The sequence below is a fragment of the Myxococcus sp. MH1 genome, assembly GCF_059738865.1.
In genome coordinates, this window is the sequence record NZ_AP026947.1 from 697,138 (window position 1) to 721,295 (window position 24,158).

At 70.8% G+C, this 24,158-nt stretch carries 16 protein-coding genes; 9 read left to right on the top strand and 7 right to left on the bottom strand.

Translation table 11 applies throughout. From position 1 onward, the window contains the following. Positions 1–6 precede the first annotated feature (6 nt). Entirely contained in the window at positions 7–1,017 is a 1,011-nt protein-coding gene (locus AC6JA9_RS02920; protein ID WP_497959044.1) for a DUF1028 domain-containing protein, read from the bottom strand. 378 nt (positions 1,018–1,395) lie between these two features. On the opposite strand from AC6JA9_RS02920, the gene AC6JA9_RS02925 reads away from it, so the two are divergent. The 3 genes from AC6JA9_RS02925 to AC6JA9_RS02935 all read left to right on the top strand — a co-directional run bounded on the left by AC6JA9_RS02925 (position 1,396) and on the right by AC6JA9_RS02935 (position 5,381). Next, positions 1,396–2,694 (top strand): pyridoxal phosphate-dependent aminotransferase, encoded by a 1,299-nt coding sequence (locus tag AC6JA9_RS02925; protein WP_223749812.1) that lies wholly within the window; start codon positions 1,396–1,398, stop codon positions 2,692–2,694. A 152-nt stretch (positions 2,695–2,846) separates the two neighbouring features. Next, positions 2,847–4,142, top strand: a complete 1,296-nt coding sequence (locus AC6JA9_RS02930; RefSeq protein WP_497959045.1) for an NTP/NDP exchange transporter — start codon at positions 2,847–2,849, stop codon at positions 4,140–4,142. A 45-nt stretch (positions 4,143–4,187) separates the two neighbouring features. Beyond that, on the top strand, positions 4,188–5,381 hold the full coding sequence (locus AC6JA9_RS02935; RefSeq protein ID WP_497959046.1) for an NAD-dependent epimerase/dehydratase family protein: 1,194 nt from the start codon (positions 4,188–4,190) through the stop codon (positions 5,379–5,381). Here the strand turns inward: AC6JA9_RS02935 and AC6JA9_RS02940 are convergent. After that, positions 5,378–6,928 (bottom strand): hypothetical protein, encoded by a 1,551-nt coding sequence (locus AC6JA9_RS02940; protein WP_497959047.1) that lies wholly within the window; start codon positions 6,926–6,928, stop codon positions 5,378–5,380. The genes AC6JA9_RS02935 and AC6JA9_RS02940 overlap by 4 nt on opposite strands. 79 nt (positions 6,929–7,007) lie before the next feature. Beyond that, a complete protein-coding gene (locus AC6JA9_RS02945) occupies positions 7,008–7,544 on the bottom strand; it encodes an SHOCT domain-containing protein (protein WP_223749816.1) in 537 nt (178 codons plus the stop codon). A gap of 149 nt (positions 7,545–7,693) precedes the next feature. Between AC6JA9_RS02945 and AC6JA9_RS02950 the strand changes: the two genes are divergently transcribed. Then, the gene (locus AC6JA9_RS02950) at positions 7,694–9,196 is read left to right on the top strand and encodes a hypothetical protein (protein ID WP_497959048.1); all 1,503 of its coding nucleotides are present in this window, start codon (positions 7,694–7,696) and stop codon (positions 9,194–9,196) included. 290 nt (positions 9,197–9,486) lie between these two features. Here AC6JA9_RS02950 and AC6JA9_RS02955 read toward each other — a convergent pair whose 3' ends face one another. Continuing rightward, entirely contained in the window at positions 9,487–9,684 is a 198-nt protein-coding gene (locus tag AC6JA9_RS02955) for a hypothetical protein (protein WP_074948654.1), read from the bottom strand. A 563-nt stretch (positions 9,685–10,247) separates the two neighbouring features. Here AC6JA9_RS02955 and AC6JA9_RS02960 point away from each other — a divergent pair. Together AC6JA9_RS02960 and AC6JA9_RS02965 are read left to right on the top strand one after the other, a co-directional pair. Continuing rightward, positions 10,248–15,008 (top strand): DNA topoisomerase 3, encoded by a 4,761-nt coding sequence (locus AC6JA9_RS02960; protein WP_497959049.1) that lies wholly within the window; start codon positions 10,248–10,250, stop codon positions 15,006–15,008. Positions 15,009–15,464: 456 nt separating this feature from the next. Further along, a complete protein-coding gene (locus tag AC6JA9_RS02965) occupies positions 15,465–16,859 on the top strand; it encodes an MBL fold metallo-hydrolase (protein ID WP_223749819.1) in 1,395 nt (464 codons plus the stop codon). Positions 16,860–16,875: 16 nt separating this feature from the next. Here the strand turns inward: AC6JA9_RS02965 and cls are convergent, their stop codons facing one another. After that, entirely contained in the window at positions 16,876–18,330 is a 1,455-nt protein-coding gene (cls, locus tag AC6JA9_RS02970) for a cardiolipin synthase (RefSeq protein WP_223749887.1), read from the bottom strand. 478 nt (positions 18,331–18,808) lie between these two features. On the opposite strand from cls, the gene AC6JA9_RS02975 reads away from it, so the two are divergent. Beyond that, complete coding sequence (locus AC6JA9_RS02975; RefSeq protein ID WP_223782299.1) at positions 18,809–19,627, top strand: M57 family metalloprotease; 819 nt, start codon at positions 18,809–18,811, stop codon at positions 19,625–19,627. A gap of 145 nt (positions 19,628–19,772) precedes the next feature. Here AC6JA9_RS02975 and AC6JA9_RS02980 read toward each other — a convergent pair whose 3' ends face one another. Then, complete coding sequence (locus tag AC6JA9_RS02980; protein WP_046710694.1) at positions 19,773–20,156, bottom strand: DUF5335 family protein; 384 nt, start codon at positions 20,154–20,156, stop codon at positions 19,773–19,775. Between the two features lie 108 nt (positions 20,157–20,264). Then, on the bottom strand, positions 20,265–21,410 hold the full coding sequence (locus tag AC6JA9_RS02985) for an AAA family ATPase (protein ID WP_223749821.1): 1,146 nt from the start codon (positions 21,408–21,410) through the stop codon (positions 20,265–20,267). A gap of 198 nt (positions 21,411–21,608) precedes the next feature. On the opposite strand from AC6JA9_RS02985, the gene AC6JA9_RS02990 reads away from it, so the two are divergent. Then, positions 21,609–22,106, top strand: coding sequence for a hypothetical protein (locus AC6JA9_RS02990; RefSeq protein WP_223749822.1), 498 nt, complete (start codon positions 21,609–21,611; stop codon positions 22,104–22,106). A 128-nt stretch (positions 22,107–22,234) separates the two neighbouring features. Next, the gene (gene treZ, locus AC6JA9_RS02995; RefSeq protein ID WP_497959050.1) at positions 22,235–24,103 is read left to right on the top strand and encodes a malto-oligosyltrehalose trehalohydrolase; all 1,869 of its coding nucleotides are present in this window, start codon (positions 22,235–22,237) and stop codon (positions 24,101–24,103) included. The last annotated feature ends 55 nt before the right edge of the window (positions 24,104–24,158 follow it).

A 24,158-nucleotide genomic window follows, 5' to 3' on the forward strand; every position in this document is an offset into this window, starting at 1 on the left:
ACAGTGTCACTCCGCCGAGGCCGTCGCCCGCGTCAGCGCCCCCAGGTCCGCGTCCCGCAGGAACTTCACCAGCACCCCGTCCATCTTCCGCGTGCCGTTCTCCACCACCGTCGGCTTCAGGAAGAAAAGATTGTTCCAGTTGAAGTCGTACAGCGCCTGCTCCGCCGCGTCGGACCAGCTCCCATCCATGGGCCCGCGGTAGTACCCGAGCTTGCGCAGCACCTGCTTCACGTCCCGCGCGATGTCCGCCGTCAGCGTCACGCGGTCCTGGGCGTACACGTCCGCGAGCGTGCCCTGGTAGCGGTTGAGCTGCACGCCCAGCTCCTGGAGCGCCTTCGTGCTGCCGTGCACCACCGCCTCCGCGAGCACGTGCGTGTAGAACGCCGTCTCGCTCGTGGTGTTCCACACCCGGATGACGCCCGAGCGCTCGCCGTTGTTGTCCCCGCCCACGCGCGCGCCGTGCACGAGCGACGCATACAGCCGCTGCGGCAGGCTGCCCTTCGCGCGCTGGAATCCCGCGGCCATGGCCGTGCACATGTCCGGCGTGGACATGTTGTTCGCCTGCACCACGAACGTCGCGCCCTGGATGGCACAGGTGTGCGCGCTCGTCTGCGCGCCCGAGCGCTGCCCCGTCGTCACGCTCCCGTCCGGATGCAGCTTCACCGCGGCGAGCTGACGGATGGGCGCGTACGGGTCCAGCGCCAGCACCGCGTCGATGGCGGCCTGGGGCGCCTCGCCCGCGTCGATGCGCGCGATGACACCCTGGGCATCATCCACCGACGGCAGCGCCATGGTGGCCACCGCGATGTCCGAGCGTCCATAGGGCACCAGCCCGCTGACCCCGCTCGGGAAGGAGATGACGGCCATCCCGCACGACTGCTCCGCCGCGTCACACGCGACGATGGCGCGCGTGCCGAACAGGCTCCGGTTGAGGGGCCGGCTGCCTTCCGCCGACGCCTGGGTGGAAGCGAGCAACAGGAACGCCATGAGCCACGAGCCCCGCTCGAACAGCTTCATACGGACACCTCTGGGCAAGGCGCTCCCGTGGCGGACCGCGACGTCCCGCGTGGAGGAGCCCTTCCTGTCAGGGATGGATGTCGGTGCGCGGAACCCGCCCACGCCCCGAAACTGCTGGAGCCCTGAACGGAAGGCCCTTCCGGGACATATCGGGAAGGCTCGCCAACCGTTGCGCCCGGCAAACACCCGTGGGCCGGGCCGGGGAGGGCCCGCCGGGCCGGGTGCCCCGCGTGTTCCGCTTCCGGTACGTGCGAAGCCGTGGCACTCCCACCCCGGGATTGCAGGACGCACCCCACAAGTTGCCGGGTGGCGGGTATGGTGCGCGCCCGGCCGCAGCCCGCGTCCCCCTTACGCGCACGAACCGGAGACACATCCCCCATGGCTCTCGACCTCACCTCCCTCCCCCGTCCCTCGAGGGACGACGCCACCGTCGGCACCATGGCGCGGGGCCTCGTCGGCAGCGAAATCCTCCGCATCGCCGCGGAGGTCCGGGAGCTCGTCGCCAAAGGTCGCAAGGTGTGCAACCTCACCGTGGGCGACTTCAGCCCGCGCGAGTTCCCCATCCCCGAGGGCCTGCGCACGCACATCACCACCGCGCTCCAGGCGGGCGAGACGAACTATCCGCCCTCGGACGGCGTGCTGGACCTACGCCAGGCGGTGCAGCGCTTCTACGAGCGCGCCCTGGGCCTGAAGTACCCGCTGGAGGGCATCGTCATCGCGGGCGGCGCCCGGCCCATCATCTACGGCACCTTCCGCAGCGTGCTCGATGACGGGGAGACGGTCGTCTACCCGGTGCCGTCGTGGAACAACAACCACTACATCCACATGATGAACGCGAAGGGCGTCGTGGTGACGACGGACCCCTCGCATGGCTTCATGCCCACGCTGGAGCAGCTCACGCCGCACCTGGGCACCGCGCGCCTCTTGTGCCTGTGCAGCCCGCTCAACCCCACGGGCACCATGATTTCGAAGGACGTGCTCGGCGCCATCTGCGAGCGCGTGGTCGCGGAGAATCGCGAGCGCGAGAAGACGGGCAAGAAGCCCCTCATCCTGATGTACGACCAGATCTACTGGGTGCTGAGCTTCGGCTCGGAGAAGCACGTGACGCCGGTGGAGCTGGTGCCGGAGGTGGCGCCCTACACCGTGTTCGTGGACGGCATCTCCAAGGCCTTCGCCGCCACGGGCGTGCGCGTGGGCTGGGGCGTGGGCCCGCCGAGCATCATCGCGCGCATGCGCGACGTGCTGGGCCACGTGGGCGCGTGGGCGCCCAAGGCCGAGCAGGTCGCCGTGGCGCGCTACCTGGACGACGTGCCCGCCACCGAGTCCTTCCTGAAGGAGATGCACCAGCGCGTGGACGCGCGCCTGGAGGCGCTGCACAAGGGCCTGTCGCGCATGCGCGAGGCGGGGCTGCCGGTGCGCCACATCGCGCCCCAGGGCGCCATCTACCTGTCCGTCCAGTTCGACCTGGTGGGCAAGAGCGGCCTGAAGACGAATGACGACATCCGCAAGCTCCTCCTGGAGAAGGCGGGCCTCGCGGTGGTGCCCTTCCAGGCGTTCGGCCTGAAGGAGGACACCGGCTGGTTCCGCCTGTCCGTGGGCGCCACGTCCGTGGCGGAAATCGAGGACGTGCTGCCCCGCGTGGAGGCCACCCTGCGCGAGGCGCTCGGCGCGAAGTAGTCGAGCTGGCTCGAAGCCCGGGCCCACGTCCCCCTGGACGCGGATGTGGGCCCGGGAATACACGGAAAGGACCGGAGTTCAGCCAGGGACGCGCCCGGCTGACGCATCCGTTGTCGCCGGTCCCCACCCGAGACGCGCGCGCCTTCGTGCCCATGCTCAAGCGATTCGTGGATGTCCGTGACGAGGAGGTCCGCGCAGTCCTCGGGTCGTTCGTCTATTTCTTCACGCTGATGTGCGGCTACGCCATCCTGCGCCCCATCCGCAACGAGATGGGGACGGCGGGCAGCGTGAAGGGGTTGCCGTGGCTGTTCACGGCGACGTTCCTGGTGATGCTGCTGGCGGTGCCCGCGTTCTCCGCGCTGGTGGCGCGCTGGCCCCGGCGCGTGGTGCTGCCGCGCATCTACCGCTTCTTCCTGGTGTCGCTGCTGGTCTTCTTCGCGCTCCTGAAGCTGGAGGTGGCGAAGGAGCCGGTGGCGCGCGTCTTCTACATCTGGCTGAGCGTCTACAACCTGTTCGTGGTCTCCATCTTCTGGAGCTTCATGGCGGACGTCTTCGCCAGCGAGCAGGGCAAGCGGCTGTTCGGCTTCATCGCCGCGGGTGGCACCACGGGCATGCTGGTGGGGCCGTTCCTGGTGGGGCGGCTGGCGGAGCCGGTGGGGCCGGTGAACCTCATCCTCATCTCCGCGGTGCTGCTGGAGGTGAGCGCGCAGTGCGTGCGATGGCTGAGCCGCTGGGCGCGTGACGTGCAGCATCAGCCGCCCTCGGCAGAGGGGCCCGTGGGGGGCGGGGTGCTCGCGGGGCTGAAGCTGCTGGTGGCGTCGCCGATGTTGTTGGCGCTGGGACTGCAGGTGCTGCTGTACGCGGCCACGTCCACGTTCCTGTACTTCCAGGAGGTGCAGCTGGTGGCGCAGGTGGGCAAGGACGCGGCGTCGCGGACGGCCCTCTTCGGGGACATCGACTTCTATGTGCAGTTGTTGACGTTGGCGCTGCAGACGCTCGTCACCGGGCGCATCATCTCGCGCCTGGGGTTGGGGGCGGCGCTGGCGGTGGCGCCGGTGGTGACGGGGCTGGGGTTTTTGGGGCTGGCGGCGGTGCCGGTGCTGGGCGTGCTGGTGGCGTTCAAGGCGCTGCGCGGGGCCAGCCACTACGCGCTGGAGCGGCCGTCGCGCGAAATCCTCTTCACCACGGTGGACCGCGAAGCGCGCTACAAGTCCAAGAGCTTCATCGACACGGTGGTGTACCGGGGCAGCGACACGGTGAGCGCGTGGTTGCAGGGTGGGCTCACCGCGCTGGGGTTGGGGATGACGGGGCTGTCGTTGGCGGCGGTGCCGTTGGCGGGGCTGTGGCTGGGGGTGTCGCTGTACCTGTCGCGGGAGCAGCGGCGGCTGTCTCGCGAGGGTGGGGACGTGCTGGCGCCCGCGGCGCCGGACAATGTCGCCGCCCGTTGAGCAATCTTCCTCGCAGTGCTTCCTCGTGGCAGGAGACGACACGCTATGAAGCTGTCTCGCAGGGATGTGATTCAGGGTGCCGTGGTCGCGGGCTCGTTGTTCGCCATGGGCTGTGCGTCCTCGAAGGGCGCGTCGGGTGGTGGCACGGCGGAGCCGACGCCGCGGGGGCAGGGGAGCGGAGGGACGAAGGCGGACAAGTCCCTGAGCATCCTCATCCTGGGGGGCACGAAGTTCCTGGGGCCGGCGCTGGTGGAGTCCGCGCAGGCCCGGGGGCACACCGTCACGCTGTTCAACCGCGGCAAGACGAACCCGGGCCTCTTCCCCAACGTGGAGAAGCTGCAGGGAGACCGCGACCCGAACAAGGGCGAGGGGCTCAAGGCGCTCCAGGGCCGCAAGTGGGACGCGGTGGTGGACACGTCGGGGTACGTGCCGCGCATCGTGAAGGCGTCCGCGGAGCTGCTCGCGCCGAACGTGGGGCACTACACCTTCGTGTCCAGCATCTCGGTCTACAAGGACGCGTCGAAGCCGGGCCTCACGGAGACGGCGGCGGTGGCCACGGTGGACGAGCCGAACTCGGAGGACGTGAACAAGTACTACGGCGGCCTGAAGGCGCTGTGCGAGAAGGCGGCGGAGACGGCGATGCCGGGCCGCGTGTTCAACGTGCGCCCGGGGCTCATCGTCGGGCCGGACGACCCGACGGACCGCTTCACGTACTGGCCGGTGCGCGTGGCCCAGGGCGGCGAGGTGCTCGCGCCGGGCACGGGGCATGACCCCACGCAGTTCATCGACGTGAGGGATCTGGCCGCGTTCATCATCCTGGGCGTGGAGAAGAACCTGGCGGGGCCCTACACGGCGACGGGGCCGGACAAGCCGCTGTTGATGCGGGACTTCCTGGAGCGCAGCAAGAAGGCGCTGCGCAGTGACGCGACGTTCATCTGGGCGCACCCGTCCTTCCTGGCGAAGCACAAGGTGGAGGCCTTCGGAGACATGCCGGTGTGGGTGACGCCGACGGGCGAGGAGGCGGGCCTGCTCCGGGTGAACATCGACAAGGCGCTGGCGGCGGGGCTCACGTTCCGGCCGCTGGAGGAGACGGTGCGCGACACGGTGGAGTGGTTCAAGTCGGAGCCGCCCGAGCGTCAGGCGAAGCTGAAGGCGGGCATCGCTCCGGCGCGCGAGAAGGAGGTGCTCGCGGCGTGGCACCAGGAGCACGACCAGGGCACCGCGACTCCCACGCGCTAGGCGCGGATGACGGTGACCTGACGTCCCGAGGGCGTCCGGGCCTGTTCGGCCCGGGTGCGCTCGGCGATGGGCGGCTGGTTCGAGCGACGGTCGAAGAGCATCAGCCAGCCGCTGTCCAGACCCAGGCCCTGGAGATAGCCGTCGAGCTGCTCCAGGCCGTCGTTCAGCGGGTCCGACTCCCTGTCGCGCCAGACCTTGATTTCGATGGCGAGCGTGTCCGGTCCATGGCGCACACACAGGTCCATGCGGCCCCGGCCGACGGCGTACTCGCGCTCGATGGTGCCGCCTCCGTTGACCACGCGGTGGAGGAAGGCCATGAGCACCAGATGCGGCGCCACCTCGTGGTACGGCGCCGTGGCGAGCAGCGGCTCGCCGTGCTGACGCCAGAAGGAGAGGAACGCCTCTCGCAACTGTTCGAGGTCCATTCGCCCGTCGGCACGCAGCCACGATGGGTGGATGGAGGGAAGCGCCGCTCGTGACGGGAAGGCCAGCTCCCGGACGATGATCTCCCGATAGATGGGGTTGACGACCTCCAGGCCTCCTTCTGGTTTGAACCGGACGAGGCCCAGGTCGACCGCGAAGCGAACGTCATCCGGAGGCAACGGAGGCGGAATGTCGCCGGAGAGCATCGGCTCGAGGATGGCTTGGATGCGAGGCTCGCGAAGACGGGCCGCGAGGCTGTCCAGGTGGGTCTCCTGGCGATAGATGAGAGTCGCCTTGGCGCGCTCGATGTCCTGACGGCGCACGGGCTGGCTCACGTCAGTGACCAGCTCCTCCACGGCCACCTTGGCCAGCGCGTTGACGAGCCAGGGCTGTCCCTGGGTGAGTTCGAAGGCGAGTGAGATGGCCTCGGACTCGAAGCCTTGTCCCGTGTCGGCGGTGTGCTGGGCGTAGAGCTCTGCGACCTCCTCCTCCGTGAAGTCGCGCACCGTCAGCGAGCGCACCTTGATGTTGAAGGGGCTGGAGGTTCCCAACCGGCTCGAGTCCCCCGAGGCCACGTTGTAGTCGCGGACGTCCCTCAAGCCGATGAGCGCCATCGACGAGGGGAAGTGCAGGGGGCGGTTGCGATAGCCGTCCCGGAGCTGGCGCAGCACGGAGACGAGGACTTCGTTCTTCAGTGCATCGACCTCGTCCAGGAAGACGACGAGCGGCTTGCCCGTGGCCTCGGACCAGGCCGAGAGCGCGGAGGCGATGCGGTATCCAGGAGGCGCGTCCGGGAACTCCGGGGGCTGATGCGTGGCGGGCAGTTGTGCTCGCGCTGCGGACCGCCAGCTCGAGAGGATGGCATCCGCGGCGGCGCCGGTGTCGTCGGGAAACCCCGCGCCCACCTCCATGCTGACGAGGGCCGCCACGTAGCGTCCCTCCTGCGAGAGCTCGCGAGCGAAGGACAGCAGTGCCGTCGTCTTGCCCACCTGCCGAGGTGCGTGGACGACGAAGTAGCCCTGCTGCTCGACGAGCCGCCGGACCTCGGGCAGCCGGCGCATGGCCGGCAGCATGTAGTGGTGGTCCGGATTGCACGGACCGGCGGTGTTGAACCAACGGGGCATACCCGGAAGGTACTTGCGTCTCCTTCCTGGGCAAAGGCCCATGGACCCGAGGGTGTCCGGACCTGTTCGGCCCGGATGCTCAGAGTCGCCCGAGGATCTCCGCCTTCTTGCGCTCGAAGTCGTCCATCGTGATGAGCCCCTCGCCCAGCATCCGCTGCAGGTCCGCGAGGGACTTCACCGGGTCCTTCGGAGCGCTGACAGGTTTGCCCGCCAGGAGCGCGGCGAGCTGGCTCAGGTCCTGCTCGACGACGGGCCCGACGACGGCGACCCGCTGGGGGTCATCGGGGTCGACCTTGACGTTGAGCTCCAGGCCCGGCGTGAACACTCGCACGTTCCAGTCGTGGTAGCGGTCCAGCACCCAGACCTCGTAGCTCGGGCGGTCCGGCAGGGTGACTTCGAGCAGATGGTTGTAGCGGGCGCGCTTCTGGTTGCTCATCGCCGTGCGCTCGCTGCGCAGCAGGATGGCCCGGGCCGGCAGCCCCTGCTCACGCACCTTCCGGTGCTTGAGCCACGTCCCGAGGATGCGGACGGTGAGCCAAACGCCGACGCCGGTGCCTATCAGGATGAGCAGGGGAACCAGGAACCGGGCTGCGGACAAGGGCGTTTCGGCGTTCATCTTGCTCTCTCGACGGTGACGGCACGGCCCCGACCGCGGCCGCGTCCAGCGACTCTAGACGCACGGCCTCCGGCTCGAAACCCGTCATGTCCGCACGACATGCCATGATGTCGCGGAATGCGGACCCTGACTCCGCGAGAGGACTCACGATGATGTCTCGCCCGTCCTGGTGCTCGCCCTGGCGGCAGGGTGCCGTCGCGCTGCTCGCCCTGTCGCTCGTGGCCTGTGGTGGCAAGGAGGTCCGTCCGGAGGGCAACGCGGGGACTCCGGACGCGGGCCCCGGTCAGGCACATCCCTGTGTCCCGGTGAGCCTGGAGCGCGACGTGGACCTGGAGGGCTTCCACACGGACCGCTACACGTGGCGCGACGGCGACTGCGCGCCCCGCTCGGCCTTCCTCGTGCGCAACGACTCGCAGGACCCCGCGGGCTGGCACGGCGGCTACCTCCGTCGCTACGTCTACGAGGCCCACGGCGCCGCGCGTACCTGCGACGGTGCCACCAACGAGGTCCCCGGCTGGGGCATGGTGACGTGCCACGTGCGCGCCGGCGCCGACTGGGGCAACTGGACCGAGAAGGTGACGGGCACGGGCCGCACCCTCTTCGAGGGACGCCACCACGCGCTGCACGAGTTCCGCTGGCCACTGCCGCTCGATGGCCACATCGTCGACGTCACCGTCCACTACCTCTTCGCCACCGGACGCGACCACCCGCTCTACGCCATCACCCACGATGTCTCGCGCGTCGCGCCCGACGCGCTGGAGGCGGACGTGCGCTCGCCCTATGGCGACCTGCTCTTCGACGGCAACGCGAACGCCGAAATCGCCGGGCTGGGCTGGGGAGACCGCTACCGCTTCCGCACGCTCGCCTCGCCGGTGACGATGGCCAGCGGCTGGGACTACCGCGAGCCCAACGTCGTCCCCTTCACCCGCATGTGGACCACCACCCCGGACGCGGAGATGGGCGTGGTGCAGACGCAGACCTGGCAGCAGAAGCCCGCGGGCGGCTACTGGCTCTACTCGAGCTGGGGCCAGCGCAACGAGCGCGGCCCGCTGCCGGACGACTGGAACTGGACCTTCCAGCTCAACCAGTACCAGCTCCCCTCCACCACGCGCTCCCACCGCATGGCCTGGGGCAGCAACTACGGCGCGCTCGGCTGGCGCCAGTACGCGCGCTACGGCGACGACGGCATGCTCTCCGGCCACCCCTACCAGAGCTACTCGGTCTTCATGGTGCTGGGCACGCACACGGAAGACTCCGTGCTCCGCCGCGTCTCGGAGGTCGAGTCCTGGCAGCGCGTGCGCCTCACCGCCACCCGGGGCACCGTGGTGACGCAAGGGCCCGGCGGCGTGGGCCGCACCGACTCCGTGCCCTTCGACGTGCCCGGCTACAACCCCGTCTACGCGACGTGGGAGGCCCGCGCCGCGGACAACCGCGCCGAGCTGCGCTTCGACACCGGCACCCAACCGCTCGAGCACCCCGTGCTGGTGCTGCGCGGCTACACCGCCACGACGCCCCCTTCGCGCGTGCTCCTGGACGAGCGGGTGCTCACCGCGGACGCGGACTACTTCGCCTCCGTCGACGACGCGGGCGACGCGCTGTGGCTCACCCTCCACCGCACCCTCACCGGCACCGCGACGCTGCGCCTGGAGTGACGTGCCCTGGAAAAGCAACGGGGGATGCTCCGGTGTACGCGGAGCACCCCCCGGATGAATGACCTGGCTCGGAGTCCGCTCTCCCCCTCTGGCGAGCGTCACTCCTCCGGGTCCCCTGCCACGGACGACGCCGCCCCCGCGACGCCACCCTCCTACCCGCCCTGAGTGTCCGGAGGGCCTTGGACCCCTCCAGCGAAGACCTCGACTGCGACTCGAGCGCTCCCCCCGGTGCGCTCGCCGACGGCCGGACCCTCGGGTGCCCCAAGCACCCGGTGTCTCAGCTACCGGCTTCAGGGCCAGGACCGCGCCGGCTGCGAGATGGCTCGCATCCGCGCCAGCGTCTGGGCCCAACCGAACGTCTGCGGGCGCATGGAAGCCACCCGCGTCACGTGCTCCATCTCCTGCCTCAACACCCCCAGCGCCTTCGACTTCGTCAGCGCCACGAGCTCCCTGCGCTTCGCCCCCGCGAAGACAGCCAGCTCCGGCACCGCGATGTCCCCCTCTCGTGCTTCGAGAGCGCTGGGGTGTCCCCCCTGGATGCGACCCCGGGCCCTGTGTGCCGCGGCCCCCCGTCCCCTGTCCGTACGCTTCACACCGCCTGGCCCGCTGTTTCCCCCCGGAACCCGCTGGCCCGACTCATGCGCGACGTGCGACATTCGCCTCTCCCTTCGCACCCACTGATGACCGCCGTCCCCCCGGCCACACGCTCCGTGGCGTGTGTCGACCAGGGCATACTGGCTCAGTCCGTGGAACGAGTTTTCCGCGCTAGCGCCAAATGCTTGCGCGAACGCGCCAGCTTGTCGGCAGGGCTGGCGGCGGGACGAACGTGGTGGGTTCCACCCGGAGTGGAGGGAGACCTGGGAGGTGGGTGGGTGGAGTGAGAGGGTCCGCCTCGACTGGCGGAGGGGCGAGCGGGCGTCGTGGGTAGGGACAGTGAGGGGCTGGCCATGTCAGCCTGACGCGGTAGGGAAGACGGTTGCGACGTGTGCCTGGGGCGGATGTCCCGGGTATTGGGCGGCGGGAGGGGACAGGTTTCATGAGGTGGGAAGCGATGGGCCAGGTGCCCGGCGAGGACAGGCGAGGTGGGGAGGGCGCGGCGGCGCGGGGCGCGGGGCGCTCGTCGTTGCTGGCGGTGTTGGCGGAGAAGCCAGCCGTGGCGCGGGACATCGCGCGGGTGTTGGGCGCGCAGGAGCGGGGTGACGGCTTCCTGCGTGGCAACGGCTACGTGGTGACGTGGGCCATCGGCCACCTGGTGGGCCTGGCGCAGCCGCACGAGATAAGGCCGGACTGGAAGAAGTGGAGCCGCGCGCTCCTGCCGATGCTGCCGGAGGGCTGGCCCCTGGTGGTCTCCGAGCAGACGCGCTCGCAGTTCGACGTGGTGCGCCGGGTGCTGACCTCGCCGGAGGTGGGCGCGGTGGTGTGCGCCACGGACGCGGGCCGCGAGGGCGAGCTCATCTTCCGCTACATCTACGAGGCGGCGGGGTGTCGCAAGCCGGTGCGGCGGCTGTGGGTGTCGTCGCTGACGGAGCGGGCCATCCGGGACGGCTTCCAGAAGCTGAAGGACGGGCGGGAGTACGAGCCGCTCGCGGCGGCGGCGATGGGGCGCAGCCGGGCGGACTGGTTGGTGGGGATGAACCTGTCGCGCCTGTACACGCTGGCGCATGGCGGACAGGGGGAGATGTTGAGCGTGGGGCGGGTGCAGACGCCCACGCTGGCCATGGTGGTGGAGCGGGAGTGGGCCATCCGCAACTTCGTGCCCCGCGACTACCTGGAGGTGGTGGCCACCTTCGCGCCCCGGAGCAAGGACGTGGCGCCGGGCGCGCGGTACGACGGGACGTGGTTCCGCTCGGGGCCGGATGGCAAGCCGGTGATTCCTCCGGGGATGGAGGGCGTGCGCGAGGCGCGCCGGCTGGACGCGGACGGGGTGGAGGCCCAGGCCATCATCGACCGCGTGAAGCGGGGGCAGGCGACCATCGAATCGCTGGAGGCGGAGGAGAAGAAGATGGCGCCTCCGCTGCTCTACGACTTGACGGAGCTGCAGCGCCACGCGAACCGGCTGTATGGCTTCAGCGCGCAGCGCACGTTGGAGGTGGCGCAGGCGCTCTACGAGAAGCACAAGCTCTTGAGCTATCCGCGCACGTCGAGCCGGCACCTGTCGCAGACGGTGGCGGACACGCTGCCGGAGGTGGTGGGCACGGTGCGCGGGCCCTACGAGGAGGACCTGGCGCCGGGCACGGGCGTGCGTCCGCTGGGTCGGCGCTACGTGGACGATGGGAAGGTGACGGACCACCACGCCATCATCCCCACGCCCACGTCGCCGCACGGGCTGCGCCTGTCCTCGGACGAGCAGCGCATCTACGACCTGGTGTGCCGGCGCCTGTTGCAGGCGTGGCACGAGGACCATGTGTGGCGCGTCACCACGGTGGTGACGGCGGTGACGTCGCCCGGGCCGAAGAGCGCGGTGCCGGTGGTGGACCGCTTCCAGAGCACGGGCACGCAGGTGGAGCGCATCGGCTGGAAGGTGCTGGACATCGGCGGGGGCAAGAAGGCGCCGAAGCCGAAGTCGGACGCGCGCAAGGGGGACGAGGAGGCGGAGCCGGAGGATGACTCACAGTCGTTGCCCTCGGGGCTGGCGCGGGGGCAGCCGCAGACGGTGGAGGACGTGGAGGCGGTGAAGAAGCGCACGCGTCCGCCGCCGCGCTTCACGGACGCGACGTTGCTGACGGCGATGGAGACGGCGGGCCGGCTGCTGGACGAGAAGGAGCTGGCGGAGGCGATGCGCGAGACGGGGCTGGGGACGCCCGCCACGCGCGCGGCCATCATCGAGGTGCTGCTGGACCGCGAGTACCTGGTCCGCAAGGGCAAGGTGCTGGAGGCGACGGAGAAGGGGCTGAACCTCATCCACGTGGTGCACCCGGACGTGAAGACGCCGGCGATGACGGGCCAGTGGGAAGCGTGGCTCCAGCGCATCGAGCGGGGCGAAGGGCAGCTCGACGAGTTCATCCGGGGCATCGAGAAGTACGTCATCGAAGTGGTGGGGCAGGGGCCCTCGGGGCCGGTGCGCGCCGGTGTCCCGGGTGGGCGCGGTGGGCCGGTGGCTCACGAGGGTGGGGTTGGAGGGTGGGGCGGCGCGATGGGGACGGAGCATCGTGCGGAGACCTCGTTCTCACGGGGCACTTCGGACGCGCCCGGTGGCGCAGGACGTACCTCGACGGACTCGTTCACTGGCGCATCGAGGGATGAGGCCTCACGTGGAGGCGACTTCGCGACGGCAGGCCGTGGCTCTCCGCGCAACGCTTCGCTTGGAACTCCCGCCTCGTTCGGCGGTGGCTCCTCGGAGCTGGAGCCTGCTCGTCGCACGGCGCGAGGCACTTCGCCCGGTGGTGCCGCCGACGGTGGAGGGGCCTGGCGCGCGGAGGCCTCAGCCGGCTCGCGCTCCTCACAAAGTGCAGGGTTCTCGGAAGCAGCCGTGGTGTCGGCGCCTCGTCGGACGAGCGCTCAGGGCTCGTTCAACACGGGCGTGTCTCGTGGGCCGGGCTCCTCACGGGGCGGTGTCTCCGTGTCGACGGGGGGGCGCCCGGAGCGTGTCCCTCGCGCTCCCACGCCTCCGGACCGGCTCCGACCGCTCCTGAAGGAGGCCTTCGGCTTCTCCGACTTCCGTCCGTACCAGGAGGCCGTGTGCCGCGCGGCCACGGCGGGCGAGGACCTGCTGCTCGTCATGCCCACGGGCGCGGGCAAGTCGCTCTGCTATCAGCTCCCGGGTCTGGCGCGGGCGGGGACGACCATCGTCGTCAGTCCGCTCATCGCGTTGATGGAGGACCAGGTGCTGCGGCTCCAGTCGCTCGGCTTCGCGGCGGACCGCATCCACTCCGGCCGGGACCGCGCCACCTCGCGACAGGTGTGCTTCGACTACCTGGAGGGGAAGCTCGACTTCCTGTTCATCGCGCCGGAGCGACTCGGCGTGCCGGGCTTCGTGGAGTTCCTCGCGCGGCGCCCTCCCACGCTCATCGCCATCGACGAGGCGCACTGCATCTCGCAGTGGGGCCACGACTTCCGTCCCGACTACCGGCTGCTCGGCGCGCGGCTGCCCCTGCTGCGTCCCGCGCCCGTGGTGGCCCTGACCGCCACCGCCACGCCGGACGTGCAGCGGGACATCGTGCAGCAGCTCGGCCTGCTGGGCGCGGGAGGCAAGGCGCGCACCTTCATCCACGGCTTCCGCCGCACCAACATCGCCATCGAGGTGCGCGAGCTGAACCCCGGCGCTCGCGGAGACGCCATCCACGGGCTGCTCCAGGACGAGGAGAACCGGCCCGCCATCGTCTACGCGGCCACGCGCAAGCACGCCGAGCAGCTCGCGGAGTTGCTCGCGGGCGACTTCCCTTCGGCCGCGTACCACGCGGGCCTGCCGCCGGGAGACCGCGACAAGGTCCAGGCGGAGTTCCTCGGGGGCTCGCTGGAGGTCATCGTCGCCACCACGGCCTTCGGCATGGGCATCGACAAGCCGGATGTCCGCACCGTCATCCACGCCGCGCTGCCGGCCAGCCTGGAGGGGTACTACCAGGAGCTGGGGCGCGCGGGCCGTGACGGGAAGCCGTCTCGCGCCGTGCTGCTGCACTCGTACATCGACCGGCGCACGCACGAGTTCTTCCACAAGCGCGACTACCCCGAGGCGTACGTCCTGGAGCGCCTGTTCCAGTCCACGGCGCTGGAGCCCGAGCCGAAGCCGTCGCTCCAGGGCCGCGTGCGCACGGACCCGGAGGTGTTCGACAAGGCGCTCGAACAGCTCTGGATTCACGGCGGCGTGGTGATGACACCCGACGAGACGGTGCGGCGCGGACGTCCCAACTGGTCCGCGGCGTACAACGCCCAGCGTGAGCGCAAGCTGCTGCACCTGGAGCAGATGGGGCGCTACGCGGAGGCCCATGGCTGCCGGATGAAGCAGCTGGTCTCTCACTTCGGTGACACCCAGGACTCCGGTGAGGCGTGCGGCCTGTGTGACGTGTGCTCGCCCGAGTCGTGCGCCACGCTGCGCTTCGCCGAGCCGTCGGCGTCCGAGCGCCACTGGCTCGAGCGCATCCTGGAGTCCCTCCAGGAGCGGGATGGACAGGCCACCGGGCGACTCCACCGCGAGCTGTTCGGGGATGCGCTGCCCCGGCGTGACTTCGAGCGACTGGTGGGGGGGCTGGTGCGCGCGGGGCTGACGCGGCTGGAGGTCGACTCGTTCGACAAGGACGGCCAGGTCATCTCCTTCCAGCGCCTGTCGCTGACGGACGAGGGCCGCCGCACGCGCGTGGTGGACCCGCAGCAGGTCTTCCTGCCGCTGGCGCTGGAGAAGGCGTCCAAGAAGAAGCGCGGGAAGACGACCAGACGCGCGACGAAGAAGCGCGCGGGCTCCAGTCGGAGCGAGGCCGGCGGCCGACAGTGGCGGGCCTCCTCTCCCTCGGACGACTTCGAGCAGCGCTCCTCATGGAATGCGTCCAGGACCGCGCTGTCTCCCGAGTCCCGCATCCCCGTGGGGCGAGGCACCCCCGAGGAGCCCGTGTCACGGGGGGCTCGCTCCTCGCGCGGCCGTGGGGTGACGCAGGAGGAGGCCCCCGCGGGGCTGGTGGATGCGCTGAAGGCGTGGCGGCTCGCCGAGGCGCGCAAGCGCAAGGTGCCCGCGTTCCGCATCCTCACGGACCGGGTGCTGGGCGCCATCGCCGCCGCGCGGCCGGAGAACGGCGCCGCGCTGATGGCCGTCCACGGTGTGGGGCCCGCGCTCACCGAGCGCTACGGCTCCCAGATTCTCTCGCTCGTGGCTCGCAAGCGCTGAGGGACGCCCACGCTCGGAGCGGGGCTCGCGCCTGGGTGCCTGCTCCAAGCGCCGCGCCCCTCCCGAGCCATGTCTCGAACCGGGAGGCCCTGGTGTCTCCACTCGCGAACATCGTCGACGTGGACGCGGGTGGCTGCCTCCTCTCACGCGAGGGCGGTCGACCCGCCCGCCCGCGCCGTGCACTTGTCACCCGTGACGGTGTGTCCCTCGCGCGCGGCGACCCCTCGCGAGGCTCCATCGCGCCGTGTCCGTGCCGTTCCGGCTCCGCGGGAGGGCGTGCCCGATGCCGTGCCCGGGGAAAACATCTTCCCCTCCACCGGGCCTCGGGCAGCCTGCCGGGCGTGCAGTCCTTTTCGCTGCACGCGGGGGCAGTGGGTCTCTCCCCCGTTGCGCGTCACCTTCCGGCCTGTGACCGCGATGGCGAGCAACCGCGCGGGCCTGAGGGGGGAGCGGAAGATGGAACTCGGATTCGAGACAATCGGAAACGCCACACTCATCTGCCACGACAACGGACCGGTGCTGGTGACCGACCCGTGGACTCACGGTGCCGCGTACTTCGGCAGCTGGACCCTGTCCCACGACATTCCCGAAGAGCAGCGCGACACCATCCAGCGCTGCCAGTACGCGTGGCTGTCCCACGGACACCCGGACCACCTGAGCCCCGAGTCCCTGGAGAAGCTGCGCGAATTGACCATCCTGGTCCCCAACCACTTCGGCGGACGCATCCGCGATGACCTGCGCGAGCAGGGCTTCAACGTGCACGTGCTGGTGGACCGCGTGTGGACGCAGCTGTCGCCGCGCATCCGCGTCATGTGCATCCCCGACATGAACCAGGACGCGGTGCTGCTCGTCGACGTGGGCGGACGGCTGCTCGTCAACCTCAACGACGCGGGAGACCGGGGCTGGGGCCGCTTCGTGCGCGGCCTGGTGCGCCGGTATGACCAGTCCTACCTCCTGGCCCTGTCCGGTTACGGCGACGCGGACATGATCAACTACTTCACCGAGGACGGGCAGCGAATCGCGCCCTACGCCGCGGCGAAGACGCCCGTGGGGCGCACCATCGCCCGGCAGGCGGAGTTCTACGGCGCGCGCTACTTCGTGCCCTTCAGCTCCATGCACAAGTACCAGCGCGCCGACAGCATCTGGGCCTCCGAGTACACCACCACGCTGGAGGACTACTCGCGCGGCTTCGAGTCCCCGACGTGCTCGCTCCTGCCCGCCTTCGTCCAGGTGGACTTCGCCCAGGACGACGTGCGGCTCATCCGCCCCACCGAGCGCGCGCTGACGCCCGTGGACCCGACGGAGTTCGGGGACGACTGGGGCGAGATGCTCGAGGCCGACGAGTCCCGCATGCTGCGCGAGTACTTCGGCGCCATCGAGCACCTGGGCTCGGTGCTGGACTTCCTGCGCTTCCGCGTGGGCGGCCAGGACCACGTCATCGAGTTCCACCGCCGCCGCTTCCGCCGGGGCATCACCTTCGAGGCCCCGCGCCACTCGCTGATGACCGCGGTGCGCTACCGCGTCTTCGATGACCTGCTCATCGGCAACTTCATGAAGACGACGCTGCACGGCGACTTCGGCGAGGGCCGGCTCTACCCCGACTTCAGCCCCTACGTGGCCAAGTACGCGGACAACGGCAAGGCGCGCACGCGCAACGAGCTGCGCACGTACTTCTCCGAGTACCGCCGCAGGGACCCGGTGGGCTTCCTGCGCGGCCAGGTGGAGGCGCACTGCGTGCGGCCGCTCCAGACGCAGTCGGCGGAGCTGTTGCGCTCGTTCCTGCCGCCGGACTCGCAGGCCTTCCGCACCGCCAAGGAGGCCTTCTGGAAGGTGCGCCGCGTGCTGCTGTAGCGCGGCGCGCGTCGCTTCAGAGGTACGGGGACAACAGCCGCGCCAGCCCATCCCTCAACCGGATGGGCAGGGGCCGCGCGTCCACCTGCTCCCGGGTGAGGGGACGCGCGCGCGATAGCCGCTCGTCCACCACCGCATCCAGGCGCCGGGCCAGCCCGGCGTCGTAGCACTCCACGTTCAGCTCGAAGTTGAGCCGCAAGGAGCGCGGGTCCCAGTTCGCCGAGCCGATGAGGCCCCACTCGCCATCCACCACCATCAGCTTGGTGTGGTCGAACGGGGGCTCGGTGAGGAACACCCGGCACCCGTCCGCCAGCACCTGCCAGAGCTGCGCGGTGCTCGCCCACTGCACCACCGGCAGGTTGCCCTTCCTGGGCAGCACCACGTCCACCCTCACCCCGCGCAGCGCCGCCACGTTGAGCGCGGTGATGAGCGACGCGTCCGGCAGGAAGTACGGTGTGACGATTCGCACCGACGCCCGCGCGGTGGACAGCGCCCCGAGCAGCACCGTGCGCAGCGTCTCGAAGTTCTCGTCCGGCCCGTCCGGCACCACCCGCGCGAGCACCGCCCCCGCCGACTGCTGCTCCGGGAACCACGCGTCCCCGCTCAGCCGCTCGCGCGTGGTGAACACCCAGTCCTCGGCGAAGGTCTCCTGCAGCTGCGCCACCACCGGGCCCTCCAGCTTGAAGTGCAAGTCCCTCGCGGCCTGCTCCCCCGGCCAGAAGTGCTCGCGGATGTTCATGCCCCCGGTGAAGCCCACCTGTCCGTCCACCACCAATATCTTGCGGTGGTTGCGCAGGTTCATGAACGGCAGCCGGTACGGCATCAGCGAGGGCAGGAAGCGCGCGGCCGTCACACCCTCACGCGACAGCCGCCCCAGGATGGTCGGCCACGTGTAGCGCGCGCCCACCGCGTCCACCAGCACCCGCACCTGCACCCCACGCCGCACCGCCTCACCCAGCGCCCCCGCGAAGTGCCGGCCCGCCACGTCGTTGTCGAAGATGTAGCTGCACAGCGAGATGGAGGTCCTCGCCCGGGCAATCGCCTCCAGCATGGCGGGGTACGCGTCCGTGCGGGACTCCAGCACCGTCACCTGGTTGCCCGGCAACAGCGGCCGGTGCAGCACCGCGTCCCCCAGCCGCGCCAGGGGCGCCAGGTGCGCGGCCTCCGGCTTCACCCGGGACACGCCCTCGGCCACCACCGCCTCCACGCCGCGGATGGGCGGGAACATCCCGTGCCCGCGCCGGGGCGTCAGCGAGCGCGCGCGCCGTCGAATCCGGTTGATGCCCAGCACCAGGTACAGCGCCGCGCCCAGCACCGGCACCAGCCACACCAGCCCCACCCAGCCCACCGCCGCGCGGACGTCCCGCTTGTGCAGCACCACGTGCGCGCTGGCCAGCACGCTCACCAGCACCGTCAGCCCCGCCGCCAGGTGCGGCCACACCGCCTCCAGCCAGGACAACCACCACGCCATGTCGAACGGAAGAGGGCCCACGACGCCTTCGGCTATACACGACGCCACGGCGCGGCGCGCCGCGAGCTGTCCGCCGCGCCGCAGCTGCTTGACGCGCCCCGGCGGTGATTGCATGGTGCGTGGCTGATTGCGCCCCCAAGCGTGTGCGGGGAAACCCTGACCCGGTTTCCGACAGCCCCTGGGCGACTGACTGATTCGCAGACAGAACCGTCTGATTCCCGAACAGTCCCGGCGCGAAACGAAAACCCTCACCGCCACGCCGACTTCCACCGGACTTTGTCAGGCCCATTTACAGTCGGTCTGTTTTGACATGGAGTGCTTACTATCCAGTTTGTGCTCGAAAAACAGTCTATCCAGCTATGTGGGCGTCGTTGGCCCGACAGTTGCTCAAGGCCGGGGCGCGCCGTTGCCGCGGCTGGTGGAGGGACCAGGTGGGGCGGCGCATCCCCCGCAGTCGTGTGTTTCCGAGGAAAGACCGATGCTCAAGTTCCGCTCCATGGCGCTGCTGGCTGGTGTGACGCTCCTGGGTTCCGCGTGTGGTCCCGACAGCGCCGAGACGCTGGCGCCGAAGATGACGTGGGAGGAGTTCAAGGCGGGCGCCGTGCAGGATCCGGAAGGCAAGTGGATCTTCGACATGGACCAGGCCGTGGACAGCGAGGAGGAGCTGCGCGCCTACTACGACAACAACGTGGTCGCGGACCATGGCAAGACCCAGAACGGGCTGGCCGTGTACAACAGCGGCGGCACCGCGGCGGGCGACATCAAGTGGAGCTCCGCGCAGAAGGGCAACCTGACGTACTGCATCAGCAACACCTTCGGCACCACCAACAAGGCGAAGATGGTGACGGCGATGAACAGCGCGACGGCGGCCTGGGAGGCCACCGCCAGCGTGAACTTCACGCACAGCACCAGCTACGACGCCAGCTGCACCGCGTCCCAGACGGGCGTGCTCTTCGACGTGCGCCCGGTGAACTCCGGTGGCCAGTACCTGGCGCGCGCGTTCTTCCCGAACTCGGGCCGCTCGGGCCGCAACGTGCTCGTGGACAACACGGCCTTCGGCAGCATCGCGCCCTGGACGCTGGCGGGCATCCTGCGCCACGAGCTGGGCCACGTGCTGGGCTTCCGCCACGAGCACACGCGCGTCAACGGCTCCTGCTACGAGGACGCGAACTGGCGCGCGCTGACGTCCTACGACCGCTCCTCGGTCATGCACTACCCGCAGTGCAACGGCACCCAGACGGGCGACCTCATCCTCACCACCCTGGACAAGCAGGGCGCCCGCGCGCTGTACCCGTGATTCGCGCTTGAAGCACCGGCCGACCCCCATCCCCGTCGCGACGGCGGGGACGGGTGAAGGCCACAGGCCGGAAGGTTCCTTCTCCCGCGGAGGGGGGTGCCTTCCGGCCTTTCTGATATGGGCGCGGGGGGGCGCCCTCCCAGGCTCAGTCCATCTTGCGCGCGCCGGCCGTGGTGGCCTGGCCGAAGTAGATGAGCGTCTTGGTGTTGTCCTCGCTGCTCTCGATGTCGAGGCACTCCAGCTCGCCGCTCTCGCTCTCGTCCGCGTAGATGTGGTCCGGCTTCTGGATGCGGTGGGTGATTTCGCCGCCGGGGCCGCCGACGATGATTTCCACCACGCCCCGGTCGCTGCCCTTCTCCTCCAGGCTGATCTCCACCAACGGCAGCCCCGAGGCGAGCGGCTGGTCTCCCAGCTCCATCCCCTCCACCTCGATGCGGACGGGCTGCTCCTTCTCCATGTTGCTGAGCAGGGCCAGATAGTCCGCCCAGCCCTCCCGGGGAATCTCTCGCGTGTGGTCCGTGTGCGCCATGTGTGCGACCCTCCGGTGTTCGTGTTCCCGCTCAAACCGTAAGGTGCGTGCGGGCGGGATGGAGGCCGGACCCGGTTCCCCGCTCGGTGGGGGAGGGAGCGTCGGGCGCTATTCCGTGCAGGAGCGCACCCGGTCACCCTCCAGCACCAGCCGCACGGTGGAGGCCGCGTCCGGGCGGCCGAAGTGCTCGTAGGCCGCCTGCTCCAAGAGCGGCGCCAGCGTGGTGCGCAGGCCGCGCGCGCCCGTCTCGCGCTTGAGGGCGCCAGCCACCACGTGCTCGCGCACGGCCGGCTCCACGTGCAGGCGCAGGCCCTCCTGCTCGAACTCGCGCTCGTACGCGCGCAGCACGTTCTGCTGGAGGATGTCGCCCAGCGTGGCCGCGTCCAGCGGGGTGAAGGAGACCAGGCGGTTGAAGCGGCCGATGAGCTCCGGGATGAAGCCGTAGCGGGCGAAGGCGGTGGTCTGCTCCAGCTGCTCCTGGGTGACGGCGGTGGCGATGGACTCCTCGGGCTCGCGGCGGGGCTCGCGGCCGAAGCCGAGCCGCTCGGTGCGCGCCATGCCCTCCGCCGTCGCGCGCAGGCCGCTGAACGCGCCGCAGGCGATGAAGGTGACACACGCCATCTCCATGGAGTCCGGCGGCATCCGGCTGGTGAAGCCGAAGTCCGGCGGGAAGTCCGCGTGCGCCGCGGACAACAGATGCAAGAGGCTGCGCTGCACGCCGAAGCCGCTGACGTCCTTCGTCGTCTGTTGTCCGGCGAAGCGGCTGTCGGAGCGGCTGGTGGCGAGCTTGTCGAACTCGTCCATGCAGATGACGCCGCACGCGGCCCACTCGGTGTCGCGGTCGGCGGCCTCGTACAGGCGCGACAGCAGGGTGTTGACGTCGTCACCCACGTAGCCCGTCTCGGAGAACTGGGTGGCGTCCGCGAGCACCGTGGGCACCGCGAGGATTTCGCGGAAGAGCAGCTCCACGAGGAACGTCTTGCCGGAGCCGGTGGGCCCCAGGAACAGGCAGTTCTCCCGCAGGCCCGGCTCGGGGGCGAGCCCCTCCAGGTGGAGGCGGCGGATGCGGCGCAGGTGGCGGTAGGCGAGCACGGACGCGGCGCGGCGCGCCTCGGGCTGGCCGCGGTAGCCCAGGTCCGTGAGGCGCGCGTCGATTTCGCGCGGGGACAGGACCTCGATGGCGGCGACCCGCTCGACGACATCCTCGCCGCGGGGAGAGGGCCGGGGCTCCAGGCCATGGCGGACGACAGTCATCGAGGATGGCTCCGGGGGCGTCGGGCCGGAGGACCCCGGACCCGAGAGGCCGCATCATCCCGGCGCTCCGGGGTGTCCACAAGCAGCCCGGCGAGCTCGAGCCCCCTCCCGAGCGGCAGGGCCCGGCGCCCAGCCCCCGGGAGGGCGGACGGGCAGGTGCGCGCGGGCGCGGGGCGTCCGGCTGCATAGCGTGGGGGAATGAGCCTCCCATCCCTGTCCCTGCCCTCGCTCGTGCCCGTGACCCAGCCGCGCCGGTACGGGGAGTGGCGAGCGCTGTTCCGCACCCTCCCCACCCCCGCGCGCGACACGCTGCCGGGGCGCTACCGGGGAGAGCTGCTGGGGCCCGCCTGGTTCCAGGGCCTGGTGCGACAGGGGCTGGGGCTGCTGGGCTTGCGTGGCTGGTGGGGCAAGGACTTCGCGGCGGGAGGGCGCGACGGGGTGAACCTGGTGCGGCGCGAGGGGGGGCTTTCGCGCTCGGTGCCGCTGGTGCTGCGCGACGGCGTCTCTCGCGTGGACGGACGCGCCTCGCTCCAGGTGGAGTACCCGCGTGGGGCCGGCTGGCAGTGGCGTCCCTTCGTGGACGAGGTGCGCTGGCTGGAGGGGCACACGCTGCTGGCGATGACGCACCTGGAGCTGCCGCTGCTCCGCCACGTCATCATCCCCTTCCTCCTGCACCGCGAGCCCACGCTGCACTGAGGCGGACGAGCGGTGGCCCCGTGTCGGGCGGGAACGCCCACCCGTGAACATCCGCGGGGGACGGCTCGGACCTCCTCGCGCGCAAGTGCTCCCCAGGCAGGCCCGAGCGCATTACAGGGATGCCCCTCATGGGTGCTCTGTCGGAGAAGCGGAACGTGAAGCCGTCTCAAACCTCTTCGTTGGGTGCATGGGTGGAGGCGGGCCCCCGGGTGCGCTGGCGGGTCTGGGCTCCCAGTCACTCGCGGGTCGAGGTGGTCCTGTTCGACGCGAAGGGCGCGCCGGGTCGCGCGCTGCCCATGACGTCGGAGGCGGATGGCTGCTTCGGCGCGGTGCTGGAGGGGCAGGGCGCGGGCGTGCGCTACAAGCTGCGCGTGGACGGGGAGGGCCCCTTCCCGGACCCGTGGTCGCGCTCGCAGCCGGAGGGCGTGCATGGCCCGTCCGAGGTGGTGACGGCGGACTTCGCGTGGACGGACGCGGGCTGGGAGGGCGTGGAGCCCCGCTCGCTCGTCCTGTACGAGGTGCACGTGGGCACCGCCACGCCCGAGGGCACCTTCGAGGCGCTCATCCCCCGGCTGCCCGAACTCAAGCAGCTGGGCATCACCGCGCTGGAGCTGATGCCGGTGGCGAGCTTCCCCGGCCGTCACAACTGGGGCTACGACGGCGTGGACCTCTTCGCGCCGGCCCAGGTGTACGGGGGACCCCAGGGGCTGCGCCGCCTGGTGGACGCCGCGCACGCAGCGGGGCTCGCGGTGGTGCTGGACGCCGTCTACAACCACTTCGGCCCGGACGGGAACTACCTGCGGGCCTTCTCGCCGCACTACTTCACCGGCCGCCACCACACGCCGTGGGGCGACGCGGTGAACTACGACGGCGAGCACAGCCGCTTCGTGCGGGAGATGGTGCTCGCCAACGTGGAGATGTGGATTCGCGACTACCACCTGGACGGCCTGCGGCTGGACGCGGCGCACGCCATCGTCGACGACGGCACGCCCCACCTGCTCACCGAAATCTCCGAGCGCGCCCGCGCCAGCGCTCCGGGCCGCCGCGTGGTGCTCATCGCCGAGGACGAGCGCAACGAGCGCAAGCTGATGCTGCCCGCATCCGAGGGCGGCCACGGCCTGGACGGCGTCTGGGCGGATGACTTCCATCACCAGATGCGCCGCGCCTTCGCGGGGGACTCGGAGAGCTACTACCAGGACTACACGGGCAGCGCGGAGGACCTGGCGCGCACGCTGGTGCGGGGCTGGTTCTACGAGGGCCAGCCGTCGAAGAACCTGGGCCACGCGCGCGGCACGAAGGCGGAGGGACTGGAGCCGTGGCGCTTCGTGTACTGCATCCAGAACCATGACCAGGTGGGCAACCGCCCCCTGGGCGAGCGGCTGGGCCACGACGTGTCCCCGGCGGCCTTCCGCGCCATGAGCACGCTGCTGCTCGCGTCGCCGTACACGCCGCTGCTCTTCATGGGCCAGGAGTGGAACGCGAGCACGCCGTTCCTCTACTTCACGGACCACCACGCGGAGCTGGGGCGGCTCGTCACGGAGGGGCGCCGTCGCGAGTTCGCCGGCTTCTCGCGCTTCGCGGGCGAGGAGGTCCCCGACCCGCAGGCCCAGGACACCTTCACGCGCTCCCGGCTCGACTGGAGCGAGGCCCAGCGGCCCGAGCACGCGGGCGTGCTGGCCCTGTACCGCGAGCTGCTCGCGCTGCGTGCCTCGGACCCCACGCTCACGGACGCGCGCCGGGGCACCTATGACGCTCGCGCGGTGGGCCCGGACGCGCTGGTGCTGGAGCGGCGCGGCGGAGGCCAGGTGCTCCAGGTGCTGGTGGCCCTGCGCGGCGAGGTGGAGCACGCGGTGCCCGCCGACGCCCAGGTGGTGCTGTGGAGCGACGCGCCGCGCTTCGGCGGAGACGTGTCGGCCTCGCCGCTCACCGGCGGCACGCTCCGGCTCAGCGGCCCCGGCGCCGTCGTCATGCGATACGCGGATGCGAAGCGGGGCTGACCGCCCGTGAAGTCCCACGGGGCACCGCGCGCTGACGCGGTGCTTCCTCGTGTGG

Excerpts from the sequence above, each read along its gene's own strand:
- AC6JA9_RS02920 (WP_497959044.1), bottom strand. The coding sequence starts at position 1,017 with ATGAAGCTGTTCGAGCGGGGCTCGTGGCTCATGGCGTTCCTGTTGCTC.
- AC6JA9_RS02965 (WP_223749819.1), top strand. The coding sequence starts at position 15,465 with ATGGAACTCGGATTCGAGACAATCGGAAACGCCACACTCATCTGCCAC.
- AC6JA9_RS02945 (WP_223749816.1), bottom strand. The coding sequence starts at position 7,544 with ATGAACGCCGAAACGCCCTTGTCCGCAGCCCGGTTCCTGGTTCCCCTG.
- AC6JA9_RS02985 (WP_223749821.1), bottom strand. The coding sequence starts at position 21,410 with ATGACTGTCGTCCGCCATGGCCTGGAGCCCCGGCCCTCTCCCCGCGGC.
- AC6JA9_RS02990 (WP_223749822.1), top strand. The coding sequence starts at position 21,609 with ATGAGCCTCCCATCCCTGTCCCTGCCCTCGCTCGTGCCCGTGACCCAG.
- AC6JA9_RS02925 (WP_223749812.1), top strand. The coding sequence starts at position 1,396 with ATGGCTCTCGACCTCACCTCCCTCCCCCGTCCCTCGAGGGACGACGCC.
- AC6JA9_RS02930 (WP_497959045.1), top strand. The coding sequence starts at position 2,847 with ATGCTCAAGCGATTCGTGGATGTCCGTGACGAGGAGGTCCGCGCAGTC.
- AC6JA9_RS02975 (WP_223782299.1), top strand. The coding sequence starts at position 18,809 with ATGCTCAAGTTCCGCTCCATGGCGCTGCTGGCTGGTGTGACGCTCCTG.
- cls (WP_223749887.1), bottom strand. The coding sequence starts at position 18,330 with ATGGCGTGGTGGTTGTCCTGGCTGGAGGCGGTGTGGCCGCACCTGGCG.
- treZ (WP_497959050.1), top strand. The coding sequence starts at position 22,235 with ATGGGTGCTCTGTCGGAGAAGCGGAACGTGAAGCCGTCTCAAACCTCT.
- AC6JA9_RS02950 (WP_497959048.1), top strand. The coding sequence starts at position 7,694 with ATGATGTCTCGCCCGTCCTGGTGCTCGCCCTGGCGGCAGGGTGCCGTC.
- AC6JA9_RS02960 (WP_497959049.1), top strand. The coding sequence starts at position 10,248 with ATGGGCCAGGTGCCCGGCGAGGACAGGCGAGGTGGGGAGGGCGCGGCG.
- AC6JA9_RS02935 (WP_497959046.1), top strand. The coding sequence starts at position 4,188 with ATGAAGCTGTCTCGCAGGGATGTGATTCAGGGTGCCGTGGTCGCGGGC.
- AC6JA9_RS02940 (WP_497959047.1), bottom strand. The coding sequence starts at position 6,928 with ATGCCCCGTTGGTTCAACACCGCCGGTCCGTGCAATCCGGACCACCAC.
- AC6JA9_RS02980 (WP_046710694.1), bottom strand. The coding sequence starts at position 20,156 with ATGGCGCACACGGACCACACGCGAGAGATTCCCCGGGAGGGCTGGGCG.